Raw genomic sequence first — 19,043 nt, forward strand, 5'->3', positions numbered from 1 at the left:
CCTCAACCCAGCTCGGCAGCGCGTTTGACCGCTGCGCGGATCCGCGGGTAAGTGCCGCAACGGCAGATGTTGCCGGACAGCGCCTGATCGATGTCGCTGTCGGTCGGTTGCGGAATTTTCGCCAGCAAGGCCGCCGCCGACATGATCTGCCCGGACTGGCAGTAGCCACACTGGACCACGTCGAGTTCCGCCCATGCCTGTTGGACCGGGTGCGAACCGTCTGCGGAAAGGCCTTCGATGGTGAGTATCTTCTGTCCATCAGCCACGGCCGTGGCCGGTGTGATGCACGAGCGCAGCGGTGCGCCATCGACGTGCACGGTGCAGGCCCCGCATTGGGCGATGCCACAGCCGAACTTGGTGCCGGTGAGGTGGGCGACATCGCGCAAGACCCAGAGCAGCGGCATGTCGGCGGGGACATCCAGCTCCTGATCCTGGCCATTGATGTTCAGGGTGAGCATGGCGCGGTTCCTCAGACTCAGGGTGATCTGAAGGGGCGTCGCTGCGGCCTTGTAAACCTGCGCGCGCCTCGGGCTATCCCTTCAGCTAAGCGCAAATTTGCCGACAGGCCGGGGCGCATCGACCACCGGTCATGAAAAAGCCGCCTCGAAGGGCGGCCCTGAAGGTCTTCGCTAGAGCCTCGGCCCCAATAAAATGCCGGTGTAGCGCCAGACAAAAACACCGAAAGCGCTACACCACAGCAACGCCGACAGCGCCAGACCCTGACCGGAAAACGGCACCAGCCACACTCGACACACACCCGCCAGTAGCAACAGGGCAAACCCCGCAACAACCGCCTTTGACGGCTGCAACAAGCGCCCGGTATGCCCCAGGCTGACCCGGGCGATCATCGCCAGAACCAACCCGCCGATACCGCCGACGGCCAGTGAATGGGTGGCCAGGCTTTGCTGCGGCATCCAGCCCAGGTGCCACAGCGCCATGGCCAGCGTCGCCACCGCGAGCCAGGCGTAGGCCAGGTACAGCGACCACAGCAGCGGCACCCGCCACAGGCCACGATCATGCCAGCGCCACAATCGCAGCAGATGCAAAACGCTGATCAACGCAAACATTAGCGCCAGCCAAACCCGTGGGGCGTCATTCAATCCGGCGGCAAAAGACACCGCCGCCAGCATGGCGCTGATCAGCAACACCTTTCCCGGCAACGGATGGGCCGCAGGCGTTGCGGGCCGGTTCAAGCCGCGCAGGATAAAGAACGGAATCACCCGCCCGCCGATCACGCTCATCAGCGCGCCCACCAGCCACAAGGCAGCCAGCACGCCATGGCGTTGCAGATTGGCGTCATCAACGGCGAACCCGAGCAACGTCAACGCCTGACACCCGGCCAGCAGCATCACCATCAACAGAATCGGATAATTCTCGCGCTTGCCCGCAGCCAGCAGATCGCCCCCCAACGCCCACGCCAGCAACGGCAGAAACGGAACCTGCAAGGCCAGCAACAAGGGCGCCGGTATCGGCAGGAACCAGGCCAGCCGTGCCAGTAGCCACACCAGCACCAGACCGATCAGCGGCCAGCCCTTGAGCCCCGACCGACCGGTCCAGTTGGGCACCGCCGTCAGCAGGAACCCGGCAATGATGGCCGTGGCAAATCCGAAAGGCATTTCATGTCGATGCCAGGCGAGCATGCCGCCCACCGGTTGCGCACCCGGCAAGCGGCCGTACAGCCACAAGGCCCAGATCGCGATGGCGAGGGCCGCGAACCCGGCCCCGGCCAGAAAGAAGGGTCGAAAGCCCAGGCTGAAGAGCGGTGCAGCCACCAGTTTGCGCATCAAGCCACCACTCGGGCCGGGAATTGGCTCAGGCGATACTGCGAAAGCAGACGCATGACATAGCCGATTTTCAACAGGGTCGGACCGAGAATGGTCAGGGCGTGCATGGTCACCAGCACGGTGATCGCCAGATGGCCGTCGTAGAGATAGGCACCGTAAATGCCGGCCAGCAGCATCGCCAGCCCCGCGCCGAGCACACGGCTCGACCATTGAAGAACGTTCTGAGGGTTGCTGAAGATGTCGAACATTGTGCGTACTCCTGAAGGCGTTCAGTTGTACGTTTACCTCTTCAAGTCCCGTGCCAGGTTTTTACCCCTTTAGATCCAAGCGCTTGCGCATATACGAGTCATAAAGACACACCACAAAAATAGTCTGTTTGACTCTATATAAAGTCATTTTGACTACAGCGACGCTACCCTGCGGCAATTTTCTCGATCTACGGTACGGCCAGACGACCAGAGGCTGACTACGCTGAAAGTCCGGAACATGCGTTACCTGCAGAGGAGCTGGCACCATGCTACGCGTACAAAAACTCACGCCCTGCCTGTGGTTCGACGATCAGGCCGAAGAGGCGGCGAAATTCTATTGTTCGATCTTCGACCACTCGAAAATCACTGCCATCACTCATTACGGCCACGCCGGATTCGAGTTCCACGGCCGGCCCGAGGGTTCGGTCATGACCGTCAGCTTCGAACTCGACGGACAGAGTTTCACCGGCCTCAACGGCGGACCGCTGTTCACGTTCAGCGAGGCAGTTTCGTTTCAGGTCAATTGCCTGAGCCAGGAAGAAGTCGATCATTACTGGGGCAACCTGTCGGCCGGTGGCGTGCCCGAGGCCCAGCAATGCGGTTGGCTCAAGGACAAGTTCGGGCTGTCGTGGCAGATCGTCCCCGTCGCGATGATGGACATGATCAAGGACCCCGACACGAAGAAATCCCAACGGGCCATGCAGGCGATGATGCAGATGAAAAAACTCGATATTGCCGTACTGCAACGAGCCTTTGACGGCGAGAGCTAATACACTCGGGCGCTGACCTGCCGAGGAGTGAGCATGAAGCACGCCGTTGCCAAGAACGCCGACAAGGCCCCGCGCTTCTGGCGCGATGATGCCCTGCCCTTCATCGAAGCCCGCTCCATCGCCGACGGGCGCGAAGTCTGCTACACCCGGCACGCCCACGAGCACTTTTCCATCGGGGCGATCACCGCCGGGCGCAGCACTTATCTGCATGAGCAGTCGGCGTTCGAGGTCGACGTCGGCACGGTGGTGCTGATGAACCCCGGTGACGTCCACGCCTGCAACCCGATCGAAGACCAACCCTGGTCGTATTTGATGCTGTACGTCGATACGCCGTGGCTGACCGATTTGCAGCATCAACTCGGCTTCAGCGATGACGCGGCGTTTCGCCGTTTTTCCCTGACCCACACCCGGGACGCCCAGCTGTTTGCCGGCCTCGCGGGCTTGTATGAGGTGTTGGTCGATCCACAGCAAGACGTGCTGCGCAAACACAGCGTGGCCGTGGAGTTCTTTACCGATGTGCAGCTACGACTCAACCCGGCCGACCCGCCGCTGCGTGAACCCAACTTCAAGCTGGAGCGCGCGGCCGACTACATCCGCGACCACTGCACGCAAACCCTCAGGCTCGAAGACATTTGCGAAGCGGCGCAACTGTCGCCGTCCTACCTGATCCGCGCCTTCAAACAGCATTACGGCATGACGCCCCACGCATTCCTGGTGAACCGGCGCATCCAGTTCGCCCAGGATCAATTGCGCAACGGCAAGCTGATCGCGGATGTGGCACTGGAAGCAGGGTTCGCCGATCAGGCGCATTTTCAACGGGCGTTCAAACAGCATTTGGCGGCAACACCGGGGCAGTATCGGGGGTGAGCCTGTGGTTTTGGCTGAATCGGTGGTTTGGATAGATCTGTGGCGAGGGAGCTTGCTCCCGCCCGGCGGCGAAGCCGTCGCAAAACCTGCATGCAAGATTTGCCTGAAGGAAAGCGGGGGCCGCTTCGCAGCCCAGCGGGAGCAAGCTCCCTCGCCACAAAAGCTGTAACTTCACCACAAAACCTGGTGACTGCCGTTAGGGCAACAACAAGTACACCGCACTCACCACCAGCAACAACGCCATGGCGCGATTGAACAGGCGCATACCCGCCGGGTTGTTCAGAAAACCGCGCAAAAACGTCCCGGCATACGCCCAACATCCGACCGACGCATAGCAGATCACCAGATAAATCGCGGCGAACTGCCAGACCAGGCGCGCCTCGCCATCGGCGACAAACGCGCCCATGCCGGCCACACAGGCCAGCCAGGCCTTCGGATTGAGCCATTGCATGATGGCGCCATACAGCATCGACGGCGCCTTGGCCGATTCACTGGCCTGCACCTGCCCATTGTCGGCCGCCAGCTTGAAGGCCATGTACAACAGAAAGGCCACCCCCGCCCATTGCACCACCTGGGTCAGCGCTGGCCACCGTTGCAACAACTCATGCAGGCCCAGCCCCATCAGCACCAAAAGCAGGACAAATCCCAGGGTGGCCCCAGCCACATGACGCTGGCTGGCCCGGAAACCAAACCGTGCGCCGGAGCTCAACGCCACGATATTGACTGGCCCCGGCGTGATGGAAGCGACCAGCGCAAACGCCGCCATGGAGATCATCAGACTCATTGCACACCTTCTTCCATCGAATTGAACAAGGCCCTCAAGGTAAAGAGCCGAGCGATTCGCGTATTGAAGAAAACTGCCCTGCAGCGCTACGAGTAATAGCCGACGACGTTTTTAACCTTACCCAGGGCAACCCGCAGCGAATCCATGTCCACGGAGCCCAGCGCCAGGCGTATCGCGTGCGGCACATGGGCCGAAACCGCAAAGGGTTCGGCCGGCGACACCGACACCTGCTCGCGCATCAATGCCATGGCGATCTGGTCGGCCCGGGCGTCTTCCGCCAACGGCAGCCAGATGAAATAGGAGTTCGGGTGACTGATGGTCCTGAGCCCCGCCAGTACCTCGCGGGCCAAAGCTTGCCGGGCCCGGGCGTCCGCGCGTTTTTGCTCCTCCAGTTGGCTGACGGTGCCGTCGTCGAGCCAGGCCGTGACGATGGCGGTCATCACGCCCGGGGTGTTCCAGGTGGTCGCCATGATCGTGCGCTCGCAGGCGGCGACCCATTGCGCGGGTGCGGCGATGAAGCCAACACGCAGCCCGGTGGCGATATTCTTCGACAGACCGGACACGTACACCGTCCTCTCCGGCGCCAGCTCGGCCAGCGGTGGCGGTACGTTTTCGGCCAGGAACGCGTAGGCGGCGTCCTCGATGATCGTCAGGTCATGCCGGCGCGCAATCGCCACCAACTGCTCGCGCTGATCGAGGTCCATCACCCAGCCCAAAGGGTTGTGCAAGGTCGGCATCGAGTAGACGGCCCGTACCGAACGGCTGCGGCAGAGCTTATCCAGGGCGGGCAGATCAGGCCCGGTATCCGTGACCGGAATCGGCAATATTTCCAGATGCAGGGTTTCGGCCAGCGTCTTGAAACCGGGATAGGTCAACGCATCGGCGGCGATCACATCGCCGGGCTTGAGCAGCGTCATCATCGCCACCGCCAGGCCATGCTGGGCACCGCTGACGATCAATACCTGTTCGGCCGGCACGTTCAGCCCGCGGTCAAGCAGATGACGCGCGACCGAGGCCCGCTCGTGCAGGCGTCCCGCGTGGGGCTGATAGCGCAGGAGCGATTCCAGGTCGCCGGACAAGGCCAGCTGACGCAAGGCCGTGCGCAACAGGTCGGCCTGACCGGGCAAGGACGGGTAGTTGAAATTCAGGTCGATCATCCCCGCCGCCACCACGTGCTGCGAGATGCCCTGCCCCGGCGGCAACGAGGTTTCCCTGACAAAGGTCCCGCGTCCGGTTTCGCCGCTGACCAGGCCCATGCCCTCCAGCTCGGCATACACCCGGCTGGCGGTGACCAGTGCCAGACCGTGCTCGGTGGCCAGTTGCCGGTGAGTCGGCAGGCGCGTGCCGGGCGGCAAACGACCGGAGCGGATGTCGGCGGCAAAGGCATCCACCAGGGTCTTGTAACGGGATCGAGGCATGTCGAGATGTATCCATGACAATTTTTTGATTGTATCGATAGTCGCTCATAGGATGAGTTTCGTGCAATCAGACAATGAGCGTGAGCCAAATGGAACGGACCTCGAACCTGCAACACCGGACGCTGGAAAACAGCACCAGCGGTTGGATCAACGGCCTGATCGGCGTGGTGATCTTCAGCGGCTCGCTGCCGGCGACGCGGGTGGCGGTGCTGGAGTTTGACCCGGTGTTCCTGACCGTCGCGCGCGCAACCATCGCGGCGGTCCTGGCGCTGTGCCTGCTGTGGTTATTCAAGGAAAAACGCCCGGCGCGCCAGCAACTGATACCGCTGATGATCGTAGCCCTGGGCGTGGTCATCGGCTTTCCCCTGTTGACCGCGCTGGCGCTGCAATACGTGACGTCCGCGCACTCCATCGTCTTCGTCGGCCTGTTGCCCCTGGCGACGGCGGTGTTCGGCGTCCTGCGCGGCGGCGAGCGGCCACGGGCGGCGTTCTGGATTTTCTCGGTGTTGGGCAGCCTGCTGGTGGTCGGCTTTGCCCTGTCCCAAGGGCTGACCGCCTCCCCCCAAGGCGACATCCTGATGCTGCTGGCCATCCTCGCCTGCGGCCTGGGTTATGCCGAAGGCGCGAAACTATCGCGCACGCTGGGTGGCTGGCAGGTGATCAGCTGGGCGCTGGTGCTGTCGCTGCCGGTCGTGGCGGCGCTCAGCTGGATGCGCATGCCGGCGTCGTTCACCGGCATCACCACGCCGGCGTGGTTCAGCCTGGCTTACGTCTCACTGTTCAGCATGCTGATCGGTTTCGTGTTCTGGTATCGCGGCCTGGCCCAAGGGGGCATCGCCGCCGTCGGGCAATTGCAACTGCTTCAGCCGTTTTTCGGGCTGACCCTGGCCGCCACCCTGCTGCATGAACATGTCAGCGTAGGCATGCTGGGTGTCACCGTCGCCGTGATCCTCTGCGTGGCCGGGGCGAAAAAGTTCGCCAGATAGCCCCGTGTACGGTGGTTTGCGCCCATGACTGTATGGGTCTGGCCAAGGGTGAGCCGTGATAAAAATAGCGCTCTTGCTACAGGAGCCCACCATGGACCTCGCCACCCTCACCCTGTTTCTGCCAGCCTGCTTTGCCCTCAACATGGCACCCGGCCCCAACAACCTGCTGTCGGTCAGCAATTCGACCCGCTATGGCTACCGCACCGCGTGTGTGGCCGGCATCGGCCGGTTGCTGGCGTTCGCCGGGATGATTGCCCTGGCCTCGGCGGGACTGGCGGTGGTGTTGCAAACCTCTGAGCTGCTGTTCTACGCGATCAAGATCCTCGGCGCGGCCTACCTGTTCTACCTCGCCTGGCAATTGTGGCGCGCCGATGCGGGTGTCGAAAACCTTGTCACCACTGCCCCCCTGGGCACGCTGGCGTTGGCCCGGCAGGAGTTTCTGGTCGCGGCCGGCAACCCCAAGGCCATCCTGATCTTCACCGCGTTCCTGCCACAGTTCGTCGACTCGACCCACGCCATCGGGCCGCAGTTCGTGGTGTTGGGCGCGCTGTTTCTGGTGCTGGAATGGATCGCCATCGGCGCCTACGCCTACATGGGCCTGCACATGCGCCGCTGGTTCGCCAGGCCGTCGGGCAAGCGGATGTTCAACCGTTGCTGTGCAGGTTTACTGTCAGCAGCGGCTTCGGTACTGCTGATGGCCAGACGCGCTTGATCCTACGGATCATTGTGAAAATCGGAAATTCGCTGTCGATTTTCCGGTGGAGGCCATCCATAACGCGATCTATGCTGCGCCCATGAACCTACAAAAAACGCTGCTTCCGCCCCGTGCCGAGATGGTTCGCGCCATGCTCGAGCGAGACACCTCCTACGAGGGGGTGTTCTTCACGGCGGTCAAGACCACAGGCATCTTCTGCCGCCCCGGTTGCACCGCCCGCAGCCCGAAGCCGGAAAATGTCGAGTTCTTTGCCAACGCCGAACAATGCCTGGCGGCGGGCTATCGCGCCTGTCTGCGCTGCAAACCACTGGACACCGCCGCCAGCGCGCCGGACTGGGTGCAGACACTCTTCAGATCGGTAGACGCCGACCCGGAGCAGCGCTGGACCGACGCCCAACTACTGGCCCAAGGTATCGAACCACTGAAACTGCGTCGCTGGTTCAAGCAGCATTTCGGCATGACCTTCCACGCCTGGCTGCGCGCCCGACGCCTGGGCATGGCGCTGAACGGGATCAGACAGGGCGACTCCATCGACGACGTCGCCTTCGATTCCGGCTACGAATCCCTGAGCGGTTTTCGCGATGCCTTTCAGAAATCCTTTCACATCACCCCGGGCCGCGCGGCCAACAGCGAGCCGCTGTTGTTCACGCGCCTGACCACGCCGCTGGGGCCGATGATCGCCATGGCCGAACGGCGTGGGCTGGTGCTGCTGGAGTTTCTCGACCAGGCCTCGCTGAACCCTGCGGTCGAAGCGCTGCAAAACCGTTTCGGTTATGCCGTGGCGCCGGGGCACAACGCGCATTTGCAGCAGATCGAAGCGCAATTGTCCGCGTACTTCGCCGGCACGCTCACTGAATTCAGCGTGGCCTTGCACATGCCCGGCAGCGAGTTCTCCCGCCGGGTCTGGGCCGAACTGGCGAAAATCCCCTACGGCCGGACCACCACCTACGGCGCCATCGCGGCGAGCCTGGGCAAGCCCGGTGCCAGCCGGGCGGTGGGCCTGGCCAACGGGCATAACCGCTTATCGATTGTCGTGCCCTGCCACCGGGTGATCGGCGCCGACGGCTCGTTGACCGGCTACGCTGGAGGCCAGCCGCGCAAGGCGTTTCTGCTCAGGCTGGAAAACGCCGCGGTGCAGCTCACGGAGCAGCTGGCATTCTGATCCCCCCACAGTTTTTTCATAAGGAAGGAAACTCGATGGACAGGCTCGACAATCAACTGCACCAACTGCATCAAGAAGGTTTGCTGATCCTCACCAACGTCGCCGATGCCGCCGGGGCGCGGCTGGTGGAGCAACTGGGTAACAAGGCCGTGGCCACCAGCAGCGCGGCGGTGGCCTGGGTGCATGGCTATCCGGACGGCAACACCCTGCCCCTTGAGCGTCTGGTTTCGACGGTCGAGTCGATTGCCCGGGTCATTTCGGTGCCGCTGACCGTGGATATCGAAGCCGGTTATTCCGATGACCTGGAACGGGTGGCCCTGGTGGTTGATGCGGTAATCGCCGCCGGCGCTGTCGGGATCAACATCGAAGACGGTTCCTCGCCGCCGGAGTTGCTGGTACGCAAGATTGAGATCGCGCGCCAGGTGGCCGATCGACGCAACGTGAACCTGTTTATCAATGCGCGCACCGATGTTTATCTGCGGGGTCTGGTGCCCGCCGAAGATCGCGTCGCCGAAACCCTCAAGCGCGCTGCGCTGTATCAGGCGGCCGGTGCCAATGGCCTGTTTGCCGCCGGCGTTACCGCGGAGTACGAGATCAAGGCGCTGTGCCAGGGCACCTCCCTGCCACTGAATGTGCTGGGGTTCCCGGGCCTGCCATCCCCCGAAGCGCTTGAGGCACTCGGTGTACGCCGCCTGACTGCGGGTTCGGGCATCGCCGAGTTCCTCTACGGCGCCATGGCCGGCATCGCCAAAAGCTTTCTGCAAACCGGCCGGTTCGATAGCCACGACCTGAAGGCGTTGACCTATGGCGAAGTGAACGCCCTGTTGAAACCGTCCGGGAAAGCCTGAGCCCATGGCCGACGACTATCGGGCGGCCAGTGCCTTCCTGGCCGCCATCGATGACAACTGGCGCCGCCACATCGACGCCATCGGCCCGTGCCTGCACCAACCCCATGCGGCCCGTGATCCGTATGAGTCGCTGGTGCGGGCGATTGCCTATCAACAACTGCACGCCAAGGCCGGCGATGCGATTGTCGGCCGGTTGCTGGCGCTGTTCGGTTCGGATTCGTTTCCCCGGCCTGAACAGATCGTCGCCACGGATTTCGACCGACTGCGCAGTTGCGGGTTTTCCGCGAGCAAGATCGCGACCATCCAGGGCATCGCGCAAGCCTCGCTGGACGGCGTAGTGCCGGATTACGCCACGGCGCTGGCCATGGACGATGAAGCGCTGATCGAACGCCTGATCACTTTGCGCGGCGTGGGTCGCTGGACCGTGGAGATGCTGCTGATCTACAGCCTGGAACGCCCGGATATCCTGCCGGCCGATGATTTTGGCGTGCGTGAGGGTTATCGACGGCTCAAGGGGCTGGAGGTGCAGCCGACGCGCAAGCAGATGATCGAGATTGGGTTGGCGTGGAGCCCTTACCGGACGGTGGCCTCCTGGTATTTGTGGCGGGTGCCCAACCGGTAGACCGCGTTATCGTTCATCGCAGGCAAGCCAGCTCCCACAGGTCTTATGTCGAACACAAAACCTGTGGGAGCGGGCTTGCCCGCGAAGGCTTCAGCCCAGCCAATACATCACCCGAAGCTAGTTACAACCCCGACTTCAACCGACTGAACGCCCTGATCAACGCCCGGTTGAACACCTTGCCGTTGTCGTTCTTGCTGTACAGCGAAGCCCTGACCGCAGCCGTCGGATACGTCCCCGGATCATTTCGAATCGCCGGGTCGACCAGGCCGTCCGCCGCCGTGATCGCATTGGCGTAATGGATGGTGTCGGTGATCGGCGCGATCACTTCCGGAGTCATCAGGTAATCCATCAACGCCAGGCCAGCCTTCGGGTGCGGCGCGTCCTTGGGAATGACCATGGCGTCGAACCAGATCAACGTGCCCTCCTTCGGAATCCGGTACTTGAGCGAATACGGCTTGCCCGCCGCCTCGGCCTGGCCCGCGGCGATGGCCACGTTGCCGTTCCACGACATCGCCACGCAGGTGTTGCCGTTGGCCAGGTCGCTGATGTTCAGGTCGTTGTCGAAGTAGCGAATGTACGGACGAATCTTCGCCAGTTGCTGCTCGGCCAGCTTCAGGTCATCGAGGCTCTGGCGGTTGATGTCCAGGCCCATGTACTTCATGACCGCCGCAAACACTTCATTAGGATCGTTGAGCAGGCTGACCCCGCAATCGGCAAATTTCGCGACCACGGCCGGGTTGAACAGCATCGCCCAACTGTCGGTCGGCGCGTCGGGCAGGCGCTGTTTGACGGCCTGCTCCTGATAACCCACGCCCGTGGTGCCCCAGGCGTAGATCCCGGCGTAGCGGTTGCCCGGATCGAACACCGCCATGTGCTGGCGGAACTCCTCGCCGACCCCGGCGAAATGCGGCAGTTGCTGCTTGGTTCGGTGGTCAGGAGCTGCCCTGGCCGTCGCTCTGGATGCCGCCCAGTTCGGCGATCAACGGGGCGCGATAGTGATCGAAGCGTTCGATTTCGAGGATCTTGCTGGCGACCTGGTCGTCCTTGTCCTACGGGTAGTACAGGCCGCCGCAGGCGTGGAATTCGAAGTCGACGCCGCACACTTCGCTGCTCTGGTCATTGACCACGAAGCACGGCCCGCTGTCGCGGAACCAGGTGTCATTGCAGGTCATTTCCACCACGCGCACTTGCGGCGGTGACGATCTGCACCCAGACTTTTTGTGCCGGCTTGGCACCGTTGCGCCAGACGTCGGTGCGCTCCGGCCAGCCGAGCCGGCAACCGGACTTGGCTTCGAATTCGCCGGGCAGACGGAAACCGTCCTGTTTGGGAGTGGTGTCGAGCAAGCGGGCCATGGTCAAACCTCTTCAACGGGGATTGGAATGACCACAGGCTAAGGGCGTTGGCGACCATTGCCACAAAACCGGCGTCGAAATCAGAGCCGACTGGGTAATTACCAGCCATTTCGATGTGCCGTCCGGCCATGAAGCCGGTTTGAAATTACACAGTGGTCCAGATCGTCCAACCGCCGTTTTTTCTGTCAATGACTTCCTCGCCATCGGGCTGATGGGCGCGGCGCGAGCTTGCAACTTGGTCACGGGAAGTGATTTGGCCGTAGTTGGTTTCAACGACACGGCGCTTGCCGCGCAACTTCCCATCCCTGGTTGTTCGCACCAGTTCCGACTTCAAACAGAATTAACAAGCAGTCCGTTTAGAGGCACTGCGCCAGGCAGTTCATGACCCGGTGCCGCAACTGGCCAGCGCAAATAGATAGCAGGTGCGCGAACGTGCTGTCGGTACCAAGACAGGAAAGAAAGGGGGAGATTGACGCAGGATCGATCCCAACACTTAAGCGCCGGGACAGAAGCTACGCAGCATGCTCATGGCGCGATACGTCAGAGCTGGCAAGCGATATCACGCCGGGGGCTGGTACATGCTGAGCAAACAGTAACGGACGAGTGCGTCCTGAACGCTCTGCTTGCCTCCCAAAACCAGACTTACGGCAATAGCCTGATCCGCCTCGAAAATCTCGTAGAGGACGCGGTAGCCTTCTGTGTTGAGTTCACGGTATTGCATGACACCCAGCTCGCTCAGTTGAGGACTTACGGGGTAACCATAGGGTGCGGACAAGAGCTTGTCCCCGATGTCGTCAATGACGGAGTAAACCCGCTTTTCGGCGGATTGAAGACCGTTAAAGGCGGCCAGATATTCGATCTGGTCTTCGATGCATTGTTGAGCGATTTCGGTGAAGCGGACTGTGAACTTATTCATTGAATCTCCTGTTTTTATTTGTGGGCAAATCTCCTGCTCAAACGGGCTTTCAGTTCATCAGTCGAACAGTGTTTACCTTGGGCATACTCGCGCGAACTGATTGCGAGCATTTTCACCAGGGCGATTGCTTCGTCACGGCGCTTACGCTCAACGTAAGACTCCACAACATAGGCAGGAACACCGTTTTGTGTGACGACCATTGGCTCATCAAGAGGCAGGTCAGATGCGTGTTTTTTCAAAAAGCTGATCGTTTCGACTCTCATGAGTGGAAACCTCCATCCTGGGGACGCCGGATATACCGCGCCTACATGAAACAGATCTGGACGAAACCCCACCCAGAACCTTTAGACGGCACACAAAGTGACCGTCTGCGACCATCGTACACCAAATTCAGACCAAATCAAGACCTAAAACGAACTTTATTATTTATTTTTTGTCAATTTATTTTTTTATAATCCGACTTTCGGTGAAAAATGACTACTGCAAAGTCGCCCTACGACCTATTTGGGTAGCCCCGTTGCCGAGACAGCAGCGCTTCAACAAGACTCCAGTCGAATGCAGTCTTGTTGCTGCCCATCACCTTCCCTTTTGGACCATGACATACACCCGCACCCGGCGCATGTTGAATCCTCAACCGGAGGACGACGCGATTCTGGTGCCGGTCGAATAGCCCTGACGGTCTAGGCTGTCCAGGGTAAGTTCAGGACAGCCGGAGGCTCCCATGCAACTCGAAGGTTCCTGCCATTGCGGCGCGGTGTCGTTCAGTTTGACCTGCGCCCACCCCTACCCTTACCAGCGCTGTTACTGCTCGATCTGCCGCAAGACCCAGGGCGGTGGTGGCTATGCGATCAACCTCGGTGGCGATGCCGCCAGCCTCAAGGTTCGCGGACGCAAACACATCGCGATTTACCATGCGCGACTCAAGGAAGACGGCGACAAACGCGCCCACAGCAGCACCGCCGAACGGCATTTCTGCTCGGTCTGCGGCTCGGGTCTGTGGTTGTTCAGTCCAGAGTGGCCGGAGTTGATTCACCCGTTCGCCTCGGCCATCGATACCCCGCTGCCGGTGCCGCCAGAGCATACGCACCTGATGCTGGGTTCGAAGGCGACGTGGGTTGAGGTCCAGGCGCAACCAAGGGATAAACAGTTCGATGTGTACCCCGAAGAGTCCATCGCCCAATGGCATGAACGGTTGGGTTTGAGCCGTCCATGACTGGGTATTGCGGGATTACGCCGCTTCCGGCACACCGCTGTGAAACCGGAACTCCACGTCCGGCGACTCGATCAGTTCCTGCTCGGCGGCGCGGACCCTGTCGATCACATGGGCGATGTCCTTGGCGTCGCCGTACTGGTAGGCCAGTTTCAGGTAACCCTGGAAATGCCGGGCCTCGCTCTTGAGCAGACCGAAGTAGAACTTGCCCAGTTCTTCGTCCAGATGCGGCACCAGCGCCTCGAAACGCTCGCAACTGCGGGCCTCGATGAACGCGCCCACCACCAGGGTGTCCACCAGCTTCACCGGCTCGTGACTGCGTACCACCTTGCGCAGCCCCGACGCATAGCGCCCGGCGGACAGCTGGCGCAGCTCGATCTTGCGTCGTTTCATCAGGCGCATGACCTGTTCGTGGTGCACCAGCTCTTCCCGGGCCAGGCGCGACATCATGTTGATCAGATCGACGTGGGAGTGATACTTGGCGATCAGGCTCAACGCGGTGCTGGCAGCCTTGAATTCGCAGTTCTTGTGGTCGATCAGCAGGGTTTCCTGATCGGCCAGCGCGGCCTGGATCCAGCCGTCGGGGGTGCGGCAGCCAAGGAACTCGTGAATTTCGGGAAGGATCATGGGGCTCACGGAAAAATAGGTTCAAAACGAAGGGCGCCGATTATACCGGCCTGCCCGCAGACCACCAGTCGCCAACCGTTGATATGCATCAAGTCCCCGAATTGCAGACAGCAACTATAGTTGTGCAACGCCGTGCTTTTTTATTTTCAGGAGATACCGCACATGCAAGCCGTTCGCAGCATTCTGGTGGTCATCGAACCCTCACCGGATGAGAGCCTGGCCCTGGCCCGCGCCAAATTGATCGCCTGCAAGACCCAGGCGCACTTGCACCTGCTGGTCTGTGACAAGAAGCATGATCACTCCGAACACCTCAGGGCGCTCAAGGAAGAGCTGCTGGAAATCGGCTACAGCGTCACCACCGAGCAGGCGTGGCGCGACACCCTGCATGACACTATCGTCGACGTTCAGCAGGCCGAAGGCTGCGGGCTGGTGGTCAAGCAGCACTTTCCCGACAGCGCGTTGAAAAAGGCCCTGTTGACCCCGGATGACTGGAAGCTGCTGCGCAGCTGTCCGGCGCCTGTGCTGCTGGTCAAGACCTCCGGTTCCTGGCAAGACAAAGTGATCCTGGCGGCCATCGACGTGGGCAACGCCGACGACGAACATCGCCACCTGCACAACACCATCATCGATCATGGCTATGACATCGCCGGCCTGGCCAAGGCCCACCTGCATGTGATCTGCGCCCACCCGTCGCCCATGCTGTCGGCGGCCGACCCGACGTTTCAACTCAGCGAAACCATCCAGGCGCGCTATCGCGAACAGTGCAAGGCGTTCCAGGCGGAGTTCGACATCGACGATGATCACCTGCACATCGAGGAAGGCCCGGCGGACGTGTTGATTCCGTTCATGGTGCACAGGCTGCAGGCGGCAGTGACGGTGATCGGTACCGTGGCACGTAGCGGGTTGTCAGGGGCGTTGATCGGCAATACGGCGGAAGTGGTGCTCGATTCGGTCGAGAGCGACGTGCTGGTGCTCAAGCCGATGGAAGTGGCGGATCATCTTGAGGAGATTGCCGACAAGCATTGAAGCCGAACATGCTTTTGTGGCGAGGGGGCTTGTCGGACCGCCGCACCGCCCCGTTCGGCTGCGAAGCAGTCGCAATACTTGGTGGCACGGTGGGTCAGTAAGAATGTTAGGGGCCGCTTCGCGACCCAACGGGGGCAAGCCCCCTCGCCACATATCAGCGGCTCAGCCGCCAAAGGCATCTTTCAGGAACCCCGGCACAATGTAGCGCTGGTAATGGGCTTCGGAGAGCAGGAAAAACTCCCGATCAATGGCATCGCGCAATTCCGGCAGGTTCCACTCGCGAAACTCCGGCAGCAACACCATCCCGTAGGCTTCCAGGTTGTTGATCACCCGTGCCCCCCTGGCAATCAGCTGGTAGGCCCAGCAATATTCCGACTGATGGGGCACGAAGCGGATCTTGCGCTGCTCCAGCTGCATTCGGAGCAGTGCCGGATCGAAAATTTCCACCTTGGCGGCCATCACCTGCGACAGCAACTGCTCAAGACGCAGCCATACCGCGCGCTTTTCTTCCTCGTTGTAACCGTTCCAGTGGATCACTTCGTGGTGGAAACGCTTGCAGCCACGGCACACCAAGTCACCGTAAACAGTGGAGCAGAGGCCGACGCAGGGTGTCTTGATGGTCTGATTGGGCATAGATAGGCAAAACGCGAAAAAGCAGAACAGGCCGGCATGTTAGCCCTTTGTCGGCCATTGATCACCCCTCAAAGTTCAGCGCCCATGGAGAATCGGGCTCTGCTGAGCGTCACCACCAAAGTCCAATAAACACTGACTTACCTTTAATTTTTTTTTGCCGTAGAATCAGCCTGCCTTTTTAGGCGCCAATGTCCGTTAGAAGCTGTTTTCAAAGCGTCACGAGCACAGTCGTTCCTTCAGAGCGGTGTTGGCGAGGGGTTTTTCCAGCGGGGAAAAGCCCAACGCCAACCCTCATCAGCTCCCGTTCTGCAGGCGTAAAACTTTGAAAGCAGCTTCTGTAAGGAATTGTCGGTAATTCTGGCTAAGTGGCTCAAAACGCCATGCAGCGCATGAGTACGGCAATTTCGGGATGAGCGTCCCGGACACCCATTTGGGACCACTGATGAGGGTAATAACTGTGCTTGAAGCCTACCGCAAACATATCGAAGAGCGCGCAGCACTGGGTATCGTTCCCCAGCCGCTAAACGCCGAACAAACTGCAGGCCTGGTCGAGCTGCTGAAAAATCCCCCGGCTGGCGAAGAAGCATTCCTCGTTGACCTGATCACCAATCGCGTTCCGCCTGGAGTGGACGAAGCAGCCTATGTAAAGGCCGGCTTCCTGTCCGCCATCGCCAAAGGCGAAGCCAAATCCCCCCTGATCGACAAGAAGCGCGCTGTTGAACTGCTCGGCACCATGCAGGGCGGCTACAACATCGTGACTCTGGTTAACCTGCTGGACGACGCCGAACTGGCTCCAGTAGCTGCCAAAGAACTCAAGCACACCCTGCTGATGTTCGACGCCTTCCACGACGTCGCTGAAAAAGCCAAGAACGGTAACGTTCACGCCCAAGGCGTGCTGCAATCCTGGGCTGACGGCGAGTGGTTCGTGAAGCGCCCGACCCTGGCCGACAAGATCAGCCTGCGCGTGTTCAAGGTCACCGGCGAAACCAACACCGACGACCTGTCCCCTGCCCCTGATGCCTGGTCCCGTCCAGACATCCCGCTGCACGCCCTGGCCATGCTGAAAATGGCTCGCGACGGCATCGTGCCTGACGCACAAGGCGTCACCGGTCCGATGAAGCAGATCGAAGAAATGCGCAACGCCGGCTTCCCTATCGCCTACGTCGGTGACGTGGTCGGTACCGGTTCTTCGCGTAAATCGGCCACCAACTCCGTACTGTGGTTCTTCGGCGACGACGTTCCTTATGTACCGAACAAGCGTGCCGGCGGTTTCTGCTTCGGCAGCAAGATCGCTCCGATCTTCTACAACACCATGGAAGATGCCGGCGCACTGCCAATCGAATTCGACGTTTCCAACATGCACATGGGCGACGTGATCGACCTGTACCCGCATGCTGGCAAAGTCTGCAAGCACGGCACCGACGAAGTCCTGACCACCTTCGAAATGAAGACTCCGGTCCTGTTGGACGAAGTTCGTGCTGGCGGCCGTATTCCGCTGATCATCGGCCGTGGCCTGACCGAGAAGGCTCGCACCGAGCTGGGTCTGCCACCTTCGACCCTGTTCAAGAAGCCTGAAGCACCGGCTGAAAGCACCAAGGGTTTCACCCTGGCGCAGAAAATGGTCGGCAAGGCTTGCGGCGTAACCGGCGTTCGTCCGGGCACCTACTGCGAACCGAAGATGACCACCGTGGGTTCCCAGGACACCACCGGTCCCATGACCCGTGACGAACTGAAAGACCTGGCGTGCCTGGGCTTCTCGACCGATCTGGTGATGCAGTCTTTCTGCCACACCGCGGCTTATCCAAAGCCGATCGACGTGACCACCCACCACACCCTGCCTGACTTCATCATGACCCGCGGCGGCGTTTCCCTGCGTCCGGGCGACGGCATCATCCACTCGTGGCTGAACCGCATGCTGCTGCCAGACACCGTCGGTACCGGTGGTGACTCCCACACCCGTTTCCCGATCGGCATCTCGTTCCCGGCCGGTTCCGGTCTGGTTGCGTTCGCCGCAGCCACCGGCGTCATGCCGCTGGACATGCCTGAGTCGATCCTGGTTCGCTTCAAAGGCGAACTGCAGCCAGGCGTCACCCTGCGTGACCTGGTTCACGCCATTCCTTACTACGCGATCCAGGCTGGCCTGCTGACCGTAGAGAAGAAAGGCAAGAAGAACGCCTTCTCCGGTCGCATCCTGGAGATCGAAGGTCTGCCTAAGCTGACCGTAGAGCAAGCGTTCGAACTGTCTGACGCCTCGGCTGAACGTTCGGCTGCCGGTTGCACCATCCAGCTGTCCAAAGAGTCGATTGCCGAATACCTGCAGTCCAACATCACTCTGCTGCGCTGGATGATCGGCGAAGGCTACGGCGATGCACGTACTCTGGAACGTCGCGCTCAAGCAATGGAAGCCTGGCTGGCCAACCCTGAGCTGCTGCAAGCGGACAAAGACGCTGAATACGCTGAAATCATCGAGATCGACCTGGCCGACATCAAAGAGCCTGTGCTCTGCGCGCCGAACGATCCGGACGACGCTCGCCTGCTCTCCAGCGTTGCTGGCGAGAAGATCGACGAAGTGTTCATCGGTTCGTGCATGACCAACATCGGTCACTTCCGCGCTGCCGGCAAGTTGCTGGAACAGGTCAAGGGTCAGCTGCCAACCCGTCTGTGGCTGTCGCCGCCGACCAAGATGGACGCTCACCAGCTGACCGAAGAAGGCTACTACGGCATCTACGGCAAGGCCGGCGCTCGTATGGAAATGCCGGGCTGCTCGCTGTGCATGGGTAACCAGGCACGTGTAGAGCCGAACTCGACTGTCGTGTCGACTTCGACCCGTAACTTCCCGAACCGTCTGGGTGACGGCGCGAACGTCTACCTGGCTTCGGCTGAACTGGCGTCCGTGGCTTCCATCCTGGGTCGCCTGCCGACCGTCGAGGAGTACATGGAATACGCTGGCAAGATCGACAGCATGGCGGCCGATGTCTACCGCTACCTGTCCTTCGACCAGATCGCCGAGTTCCGTGAAGCTGCTGCGAACGCCAACATCCCGGTCGTTCAAGCCTAACGTTGCAACGCAATGA

At 61.0% G+C, this 19,043-nt stretch carries 19 protein-coding genes and 3 pseudogenes; 11 read left to right on the forward strand and 11 right to left on the reverse strand.

Features of this window, described 5'->3' with window-relative positions; genetic code table 11:
* Positions 1-2: 2 nt before the first annotated feature.
* The 3 genes from VC35_RS01075 to VC35_RS01085 form a co-directional block, all read right to left on the reverse strand.
* Complete coding sequence (locus VC35_RS01075; RefSeq protein WP_046037219.1) at positions 3-458, reverse strand: (2Fe-2S)-binding protein; 456 nt, start codon at positions 456-458, stop codon at positions 3-5.
* Between the two features lie 171 nt (positions 459-629).
* Positions 630-1,784, reverse strand: a complete 1,155-nt coding sequence (locus VC35_RS01080; RefSeq protein ID WP_046037220.1) for an NnrS family protein — start codon at positions 1,782-1,784, stop codon at positions 630-632.
* Positions 1,784-2,032: a hypothetical protein gene (locus VC35_RS01085; RefSeq protein WP_046037222.1), complete on the reverse strand. Its 249-nt coding sequence runs from the start codon at positions 2,030-2,032 to the stop codon at positions 1,784-1,786. The genes VC35_RS01080 and VC35_RS01085 overlap by 1 nt, the downstream gene beginning before the upstream one ends.
* A 266-nt stretch (positions 2,033-2,298) precedes the next feature.
* On the opposite strand from VC35_RS01085, the gene VC35_RS01090 reads away from it, so the two are divergent.
* Both VC35_RS01090 and VC35_RS01095 read left to right on the forward strand, forming a co-directional pair.
* Positions 2,299-2,802 (forward strand): VOC family protein, encoded by a 504-nt coding sequence (locus tag VC35_RS01090; RefSeq protein WP_046037223.1) that lies wholly within the window; start codon positions 2,299-2,301, stop codon positions 2,800-2,802.
* Positions 2,803-2,835: 33 nt separating this feature from the next.
* Complete coding sequence (locus VC35_RS01095; protein WP_046037224.1) at positions 2,836-3,669, forward strand: AraC family transcriptional regulator; 834 nt, start codon at positions 2,836-2,838, stop codon at positions 3,667-3,669.
* Between the two features lie 196 nt (positions 3,670-3,865).
* Here the strand turns inward: VC35_RS01095 and VC35_RS01100 are convergent, their stop codons facing one another.
* Positions 3,866-4,453, reverse strand: coding sequence for a LysE family translocator (locus VC35_RS01100; RefSeq protein WP_046037225.1), 588 nt, complete (start codon positions 4,451-4,453; stop codon positions 3,866-3,868).
* Positions 4,454-4,539: 86 nt separating this feature from the next.
* Positions 4,540-5,871, reverse strand: coding sequence for an aminotransferase-like domain-containing protein (locus tag VC35_RS01105; protein WP_046037226.1), 1,332 nt, complete (start codon positions 5,869-5,871; stop codon positions 4,540-4,542).
* Between the two features lie 89 nt (positions 5,872-5,960).
* Between VC35_RS01105 and VC35_RS01110 the strand changes: the two genes are divergently transcribed.
* The 5 genes from VC35_RS01110 to VC35_RS01130 all read left to right on the forward strand — a co-directional run bounded on the left by VC35_RS01110 (position 5,961) and on the right by VC35_RS01130 (position 10,204).
* Entirely contained in the window at positions 5,961-6,857 is an 897-nt protein-coding gene (locus VC35_RS01110) for a DMT family transporter (RefSeq protein WP_046037227.1), read from the forward strand.
* A 91-nt stretch (positions 6,858-6,948) separates the two neighbouring features.
* Positions 6,949-7,569 carry a LysE family translocator gene (locus VC35_RS01115; protein ID WP_046037229.1) on the forward strand — a complete coding sequence of 207 codons (621 nt, stop codon included), beginning with the start codon at positions 6,949-6,951 and terminating at the stop codon, positions 7,567-7,569.
* A gap of 82 nt (positions 7,570-7,651) precedes the next feature.
* Entirely contained in the window at positions 7,652-8,734 is a 1,083-nt protein-coding gene (locus tag VC35_RS01120) for a bifunctional transcriptional activator/DNA repair enzyme AdaA (protein WP_046037230.1), read from the forward strand.
* Between the two features lie 35 nt (positions 8,735-8,769).
* Positions 8,770-9,582, forward strand: coding sequence for an isocitrate lyase/PEP mutase family protein (locus VC35_RS01125; protein WP_046037231.1), 813 nt, complete (start codon positions 8,770-8,772; stop codon positions 9,580-9,582).
* 4 nt (positions 9,583-9,586) lie between these two features.
* A complete protein-coding gene (locus tag VC35_RS01130) occupies positions 9,587-10,204 on the forward strand; it encodes a DNA-3-methyladenine glycosylase family protein (RefSeq protein WP_046037232.1) in 618 nt (205 codons plus the stop codon).
* 121 nt (positions 10,205-10,325) lie between these two features.
* Here VC35_RS01130 and VC35_RS01135 read toward each other — a convergent pair.
* Together VC35_RS01135 and VC35_RS01140 are read right to left on the reverse strand one after the other, a co-directional pair.
* A pseudogene (locus VC35_RS01135) lies at positions 10,326-11,126 on the reverse strand (extracellular solute-binding protein); the annotation flags it as partial.
* A gap of 16 nt (positions 11,127-11,142) precedes the next feature.
* Positions 11,143-11,557: pseudogene (locus VC35_RS01140) on the reverse strand (agmatine deiminase family protein); the annotation flags it as partial.
* 55 nt (positions 11,558-11,612) lie between these two features.
* Here VC35_RS01140 and VC35_RS30255 point away from each other — a divergent pair.
* Positions 11,613-11,942: pseudogene (locus VC35_RS30255) on the forward strand (substrate-binding domain-containing protein); the annotation flags it as partial.
* A gap of 174 nt (positions 11,943-12,116) precedes the next feature.
* On the opposite strand, the gene VC35_RS01145 reads toward VC35_RS30255, so the two are convergent.
* Both VC35_RS01145 and VC35_RS01150 read right to left on the reverse strand, forming a co-directional pair.
* Positions 12,117-12,473, reverse strand: a complete 357-nt coding sequence (locus VC35_RS01145) for a type II toxin-antitoxin system RelE/ParE family toxin (RefSeq protein ID WP_046037233.1) — start codon at positions 12,471-12,473, stop codon at positions 12,117-12,119.
* A gap of 14 nt (positions 12,474-12,487) precedes the next feature.
* Positions 12,488-12,736 carry a type II toxin-antitoxin system Phd/YefM family antitoxin gene (locus VC35_RS01150; RefSeq protein WP_046037234.1) on the reverse strand — a complete coding sequence of 83 codons (249 nt, stop codon included), beginning with the start codon at positions 12,734-12,736 and terminating at the stop codon, positions 12,488-12,490.
* Between the two features lie 458 nt (positions 12,737-13,194).
* Between VC35_RS01150 and VC35_RS01155 the strand changes: the two genes are divergently transcribed.
* Complete coding sequence (locus tag VC35_RS01155) at positions 13,195-13,686, forward strand: GFA family protein (protein ID WP_046037236.1); 492 nt, start codon at positions 13,195-13,197, stop codon at positions 13,684-13,686.
* 15 nt (positions 13,687-13,701) lie between these two features.
* On the opposite strand, the gene VC35_RS01160 is transcribed toward VC35_RS01155, so the two are convergent.
* Positions 13,702-14,310, reverse strand: a complete 609-nt coding sequence (locus VC35_RS01160; protein ID WP_046037237.1) for a MiaE family protein — start codon at positions 14,308-14,310, stop codon at positions 13,702-13,704.
* Between the two features lie 162 nt (positions 14,311-14,472).
* Here VC35_RS01160 and VC35_RS01165 point away from each other — a divergent pair, with 162 nt between their 5' ends.
* Complete coding sequence (locus VC35_RS01165; RefSeq protein ID WP_046037238.1) at positions 14,473-15,336, forward strand: universal stress protein; 864 nt, start codon at positions 14,473-14,475, stop codon at positions 15,334-15,336.
* 162 nt (positions 15,337-15,498) lie between these two features.
* On the opposite strand, the gene VC35_RS01170 is transcribed toward VC35_RS01165, so the two are convergent.
* The gene (locus tag VC35_RS01170) at positions 15,499-15,969 is read right to left on the reverse strand and encodes a DUF1289 domain-containing protein (RefSeq protein WP_046037239.1); all 471 of its coding nucleotides are present in this window, start codon (positions 15,967-15,969) and stop codon (positions 15,499-15,501) included.
* A 457-nt stretch (positions 15,970-16,426) separates the two neighbouring features.
* Here VC35_RS01170 and acnB point away from each other — a divergent pair, with 457 nt between their 5' ends.
* Positions 16,427-19,027 carry a bifunctional aconitate hydratase 2/2-methylisocitrate dehydratase gene (gene acnB, locus VC35_RS01175; protein ID WP_046037240.1) on the forward strand — a complete coding sequence of 867 codons (2,601 nt, stop codon included), beginning with the start codon at positions 16,427-16,429 and terminating at the stop codon, positions 19,025-19,027.
* Positions 19,028-19,043 lie beyond the last annotated feature (16 nt).

Source organism: Pseudomonas fluorescens, from assembly GCF_000967965.1.
In the GTDB taxonomy this organism is placed as follows: Bacteria; Pseudomonadota; Gammaproteobacteria; order Pseudomonadales; family Pseudomonadaceae; genus Aquipseudomonas; species Aquipseudomonas grandcourensis.

Excerpts from the sequence above, each read along its gene's own strand:
- VC35_RS01075 (WP_046037219.1), bottom strand. The coding sequence starts at position 458 with ATGCTCACCCTGAACATCAATGGCCAGGATCAGGAGCTGGATGTCCCC.
- VC35_RS01080 (WP_046037220.1), bottom strand. The coding sequence starts at position 1,784 with ATGCGCAAACTGGTGGCTGCACCGCTCTTCAGCCTGGGCTTTCGACCC.
- VC35_RS01085 (WP_046037222.1), bottom strand. The coding sequence starts at position 2,032 with ATGTTCGACATCTTCAGCAACCCTCAGAACGTTCTTCAATGGTCGAGC.
- VC35_RS01090 (WP_046037223.1), top strand. The coding sequence starts at position 2,299 with ATGCTACGCGTACAAAAACTCACGCCCTGCCTGTGGTTCGACGATCAG.
- VC35_RS01095 (WP_046037224.1), top strand. The coding sequence starts at position 2,836 with ATGAAGCACGCCGTTGCCAAGAACGCCGACAAGGCCCCGCGCTTCTGG.
- VC35_RS01100 (WP_046037225.1), bottom strand. The coding sequence starts at position 4,453 with ATGAGTCTGATGATCTCCATGGCGGCGTTTGCGCTGGTCGCTTCCATC.
- VC35_RS01105 (WP_046037226.1), bottom strand. The coding sequence starts at position 5,871 with ATGCCTCGATCCCGTTACAAGACCCTGGTGGATGCCTTTGCCGCCGAC.
- VC35_RS01110 (WP_046037227.1), top strand. The coding sequence starts at position 5,961 with ATGGAACGGACCTCGAACCTGCAACACCGGACGCTGGAAAACAGCACC.
- VC35_RS01115 (WP_046037229.1), top strand. The coding sequence starts at position 6,949 with ATGGACCTCGCCACCCTCACCCTGTTTCTGCCAGCCTGCTTTGCCCTC.
- VC35_RS01120 (WP_046037230.1), top strand. The coding sequence starts at position 7,652 with ATGAACCTACAAAAAACGCTGCTTCCGCCCCGTGCCGAGATGGTTCGC.
- VC35_RS01125 (WP_046037231.1), top strand. The coding sequence starts at position 8,770 with ATGGACAGGCTCGACAATCAACTGCACCAACTGCATCAAGAAGGTTTG.
- VC35_RS01130 (WP_046037232.1), top strand. The coding sequence starts at position 9,587 with ATGGCCGACGACTATCGGGCGGCCAGTGCCTTCCTGGCCGCCATCGAT.
- VC35_RS01145 (WP_046037233.1), bottom strand. The coding sequence starts at position 12,473 with ATGAATAAGTTCACAGTCCGCTTCACCGAAATCGCTCAACAATGCATC.
- VC35_RS01150 (WP_046037234.1), bottom strand. The coding sequence starts at position 12,736 with ATGAGAGTCGAAACGATCAGCTTTTTGAAAAAACACGCATCTGACCTG.
- VC35_RS01155 (WP_046037236.1), top strand. The coding sequence starts at position 13,195 with ATGCAACTCGAAGGTTCCTGCCATTGCGGCGCGGTGTCGTTCAGTTTG.
- VC35_RS01160 (WP_046037237.1), bottom strand. The coding sequence starts at position 14,310 with ATGATCCTTCCCGAAATTCACGAGTTCCTTGGCTGCCGCACCCCCGAC.
- VC35_RS01165 (WP_046037238.1), top strand. The coding sequence starts at position 14,473 with ATGCAAGCCGTTCGCAGCATTCTGGTGGTCATCGAACCCTCACCGGAT.
- VC35_RS01170 (WP_046037239.1), bottom strand. The coding sequence starts at position 15,969 with ATGCCCAATCAGACCATCAAGACACCCTGCGTCGGCCTCTGCTCCACT.